Origin of the sequence: Oceanobacillus sp. J11TS1, assembly GCF_018333215.1 — a bacterium.
GTDB lineage: Bacteria > Bacillota > Bacilli > Bacillales > Amphibacillaceae > Oceanobacillus.
The window spans coordinates 1-3,322 of record NZ_BORO01000053.1; the positions used below are offsets into that span (position 1 = coordinate 1).

5 protein-coding genes are annotated in these 3,322 nt (G+C 38.2%); all 5 read left to right on the forward strand.

Translation table 11 applies throughout. The features are described from left to right. Positions 1-110: 110 nt before the first annotated feature. The 5 genes from KI343_RS19575 to KI343_RS19595 all read left to right on the forward strand — a co-directional run bounded on the left by KI343_RS19575 (position 111) and on the right by KI343_RS19595 (position 3,299). Positions 111-332 (forward strand): hypothetical protein, encoded by a 222-nt coding sequence (locus KI343_RS19575; protein ID WP_212928083.1) that lies wholly within the window; start codon positions 111-113, stop codon positions 330-332. A gap of 97 nt (positions 333-429) precedes the next feature. Further along, complete coding sequence (locus KI343_RS19580; RefSeq protein WP_212928084.1) at positions 430-729, forward strand: hypothetical protein; 300 nt, start codon at positions 430-432, stop codon at positions 727-729. Between the two features lie 14 nt (positions 730-743). Beyond that, positions 744-1,676 carry a YqaJ viral recombinase family nuclease gene (locus KI343_RS19585; RefSeq protein ID WP_212928085.1) on the forward strand — a complete coding sequence of 311 codons (933 nt, stop codon included), beginning with the start codon at positions 744-746 and terminating at the stop codon, positions 1,674-1,676. 1 nt (position 1,677) lies between these two features. Next, on the forward strand, positions 1,678-2,508 hold the full coding sequence (locus KI343_RS19590; protein ID WP_212928086.1) for a recombinase RecT: 831 nt from the start codon (positions 1,678-1,680) through the stop codon (positions 2,506-2,508). 167 nt (positions 2,509-2,675) lie between these two features. After that, the gene (locus KI343_RS19595) at positions 2,676-3,299 is read left to right on the forward strand and encodes a hypothetical protein (protein ID WP_212928087.1); all 624 of its coding nucleotides are present in this window, start codon (positions 2,676-2,678) and stop codon (positions 3,297-3,299) included. The last annotated feature ends 23 nt before the right edge of the window (positions 3,300-3,322 follow it).

The following is a 3,322-nucleotide window of genomic DNA, read 5'->3' on the forward strand; positions in this document are numbered from 1 at the left end:
TGAGGTCCCGCATATGAGTGAACGCTTTTACAAGTGGTTTCACGTGTTGGGTTATATAGCGGCATTAGCATTTCTGTACTACATGATGACTTCAATTTAAGGAGGTGAATATGATGGACATACAGCACCCGGATATCACTCGATCTGAAAATACAGGCTATCCATATAGCAATCGTAGAGCAATGTACGGCGTAGATGGACTTGGGAATGACGTTCATACAGGTGATGAAATCTTACGGCTAAACGATGAATTTTATCGGGTAGATGATTTGTTCCAGGAGACAATCGAGGTCCTTGAACAACAAGGAGCAGAGTATGAAATTGCAAAATAAAAAAAGCACCTTGGCAGAGGCGCTTTTGAACCAATTTGAAATGTCTAAGTAAAAACTATTTATGTGCCTATTATACGGCATTTAGGAGGATTAAGCAATGGATGAAAAATCAAGATTAATGGCGGAAATTACGTTACTTGCAATGAAACTGCAAAACGAAACGAATTATGCAGTGTTTGTGAGCTTATCTGGTCACGTTGAAAAAATGGAAATAAGAGTATGTAAATCAAAGAAAAAATATTTGGACGATATTGCGTCGTGCGAGTTCTACACTGATAGAGATTTAGAACGAATGCAAGAAGTTAAAGAATATCTGCTTGGTTTCATTGAGAAAAAGAAAGTAGATGTAAATCAGTTAGATTATGAGATAGAAGAAATAAAACATTACGTTTTTTAAGGAGGTCTTAAATAATGGCTAAAAGCACAGCGGAAATGAGCCACCAAGAATGGCTCCATGAACGAACAAAAGGAATCGGAGGCAGTGATGCCGGCGTTGTTTTAGGACTTAACAAATGGAAAACCCCATTTGAATTATGGCTAGATAAAACAGGCCAATCAGAGGTGGAAGACACAGCTGGTGAAGCTGCCTATTTCGGAAACTTGCTTGAAGATGTTGTGGCGAAAGAATTTGAAGTTAGAACAGGTAAGAAAGTTCGCAAAAATAACTTTATGCTGCAGCATCCAGAGCACTCATTTATCATGGCGAACATTGATAGAAAAGTAGTTGGAGAAAATGCTTTGTTGGAATGCAAGACCGCTAACGCCTTTTTAGCAAAAGATTGGGAAAGCGAAGAGATACCGGAATCCTATCTAGTTCAAGTGCAACATTATCTCGGTGTAACAGGCTATGAAAAAGCCTATATCGCAGTTCTAATAGGTGGACAGAAGTTTATCTGGAAAGAAATAGAACGTGACGAAGAACTCATTCAAATGATTTTTGATGCAGAAGTTCATTTTTGGAAACATCACGTCCAAGGTAATATCCCGCCGGCGTTAGACGGTTCAAGTGCAGCTGAAAAGTTTTTAAAAGAACGCTATGCAGAGGTGGAGGAAGGTAAAACAATCGATCTTGCATTTGATTACAAGGACAAACTAGACAATCTGTTGGAACTCAAACAGCAGATTAAGCGGCTGCAAGAAATCGCAAAGCAAACAGAGAACGAGATCAAATATGAACTAAAAGAAGCTGAAACAGGTTTCGTTAAAAACTATCAAGTCAACTGGAAGCCTGTAACGCAAAATAGGGTCGATAGCAAGCTTTTAAAGAACAAATACCCAGATGTATATAACTCAGTTTTAAAACAATCACAGTACCGTAAATTTGACGTAAAGGAGATTAATTAATATGGCTACAAACTCAACTCTTAAAAACCAAATTGCAAATAAAAAACAAGGTAACAACTCGGTAGGCAAAGCCCAAGGAACTACAATGAAGCAATTACTAGCTTCTCCAGCTGTAATGAATCGTTTCGAGGAAGTCTTAGGGAAAAGAGCAAATCAATTCACAGCATCTATTTTAAGCCTATATAACAGCGAAAAAATGCTACAGAAAGCAGAACCAATGAGCGTTATTTCAAGCGCGATGATTGCAGCCACTTTAGACCTTCCGGTTGATAAAAACTTAGGCTATGCATGGATCGTTCCGTATGGCGGAAAAGCACAGTTCCAGATGGGTTACAAAGGCTACATTCAATTGGCGCTTAGAACAGGTCAATATCGCAATATAAACGTCATTGAGGTATACGAAGGTGAATTACAAAGCTTCAATCGTTTAACAGAAGAAATTGAATTAGATTTTGATGCTAGAGCATCGGACAAGGTTATTGGCTACACCGGATTTTTTGAACTGATTAACGGATTCCGCAAAACAGTTTATTGGTCAAAAGAAGAAATTGAAAAGCATAAGAAAAAATTCAGTAAATCGGATTTTGGCTGGAAGAAAGACTACGATGCAATGGCTAAGAAAACAGTCATCCGCAATCTGTTAAATAAATGGGGCATTCTTTCCATCGACATGCAAAAGTCTGTAGTTAGTGATAACAAGGTCGGCAGCAGTGATGTAGATCATCTAGGTGAAGCTGATGACAACATTATTGACGGAGATTATACCGAAGTAGATGAAAGTCAATCAGCCGAGGATGATTCTGGCCAAACGGATTTTGATGTAAATGCATAATCAGTCAAGAGTTAGGCTCCCAGAATCACTCTGGGAGCTATCAAAAAACGAACAGGAATTAAATGAGCGCATCCTACATTATATTCGGAAACGTTATCCTCATTACACATTTTTAGAAATTAAAGGTAGGTTCGCAATTTGCGAGATCAATAGATAGGAGTGATTGGATGGAAAAGATTAAATTGACGCAGGAACAATTGGAAAAGATAGAACGTGAATTAGATGGAACAGAAAGAAGTGAGGTTAAATTATTAACCCGCCATACCAAATGCGTGGTTACAGATGATGATACATGGATTAACGACTACAAATGCTTGAATAAATTATCTCTTGAAGACATGGCTAGGATTTTATTTATACCAGGCAGCTACGAAGTGATTCCTGAATTCGAACCTGGAGATTGGGTTGTTACTAAAACGGGCTATGTTGGCGAAATTGAATTTATTGATGATTTTGGAGGCTGGGCGAATATTGGTTATAGCAAAGATACTAAACAAAGTGGAGTATGCTTGGCTGAAACTTTTAATTTGGATGAGATAGAAAGACACGCTACACCAGAAGAAATTGCCAATGAAAAGAAACGTCGCTTTTGGAAAAGGCTAGGTCGTGGGGTGGATGAATATAGAAGAGGAGATATAGTCCAAACCTCAACTTCTAAAAGTGCATATTTCACAGTTTTAGCTAATGAAGAGATAGAAAGTGACCTGATTTGTTTTCCGGGCGCGAATAGAGCGTTTGAATTTAAAGATATTCACCTAGTTGTACCGGTAGAACAGAGATTAGACAAGTAATTTTAACAAGGAAAGGTGAACGA

Excerpts from the sequence above, each read along its gene's own strand:
- KI343_RS19590 (WP_212928086.1), top strand. The coding sequence starts at position 1,678 with ATGGCTACAAACTCAACTCTTAAAAACCAAATTGCAAATAAAAAACAA.
- KI343_RS19595 (WP_212928087.1), top strand. The coding sequence starts at position 2,676 with ATGGAAAAGATTAAATTGACGCAGGAACAATTGGAAAAGATAGAACGT.
- KI343_RS19580 (WP_212928084.1), top strand. The coding sequence starts at position 430 with ATGGATGAAAAATCAAGATTAATGGCGGAAATTACGTTACTTGCAATG.
- KI343_RS19575 (WP_212928083.1), top strand. The coding sequence starts at position 111 with ATGATGGACATACAGCACCCGGATATCACTCGATCTGAAAATACAGGC.
- KI343_RS19585 (WP_212928085.1), top strand. The coding sequence starts at position 744 with ATGGCTAAAAGCACAGCGGAAATGAGCCACCAAGAATGGCTCCATGAA.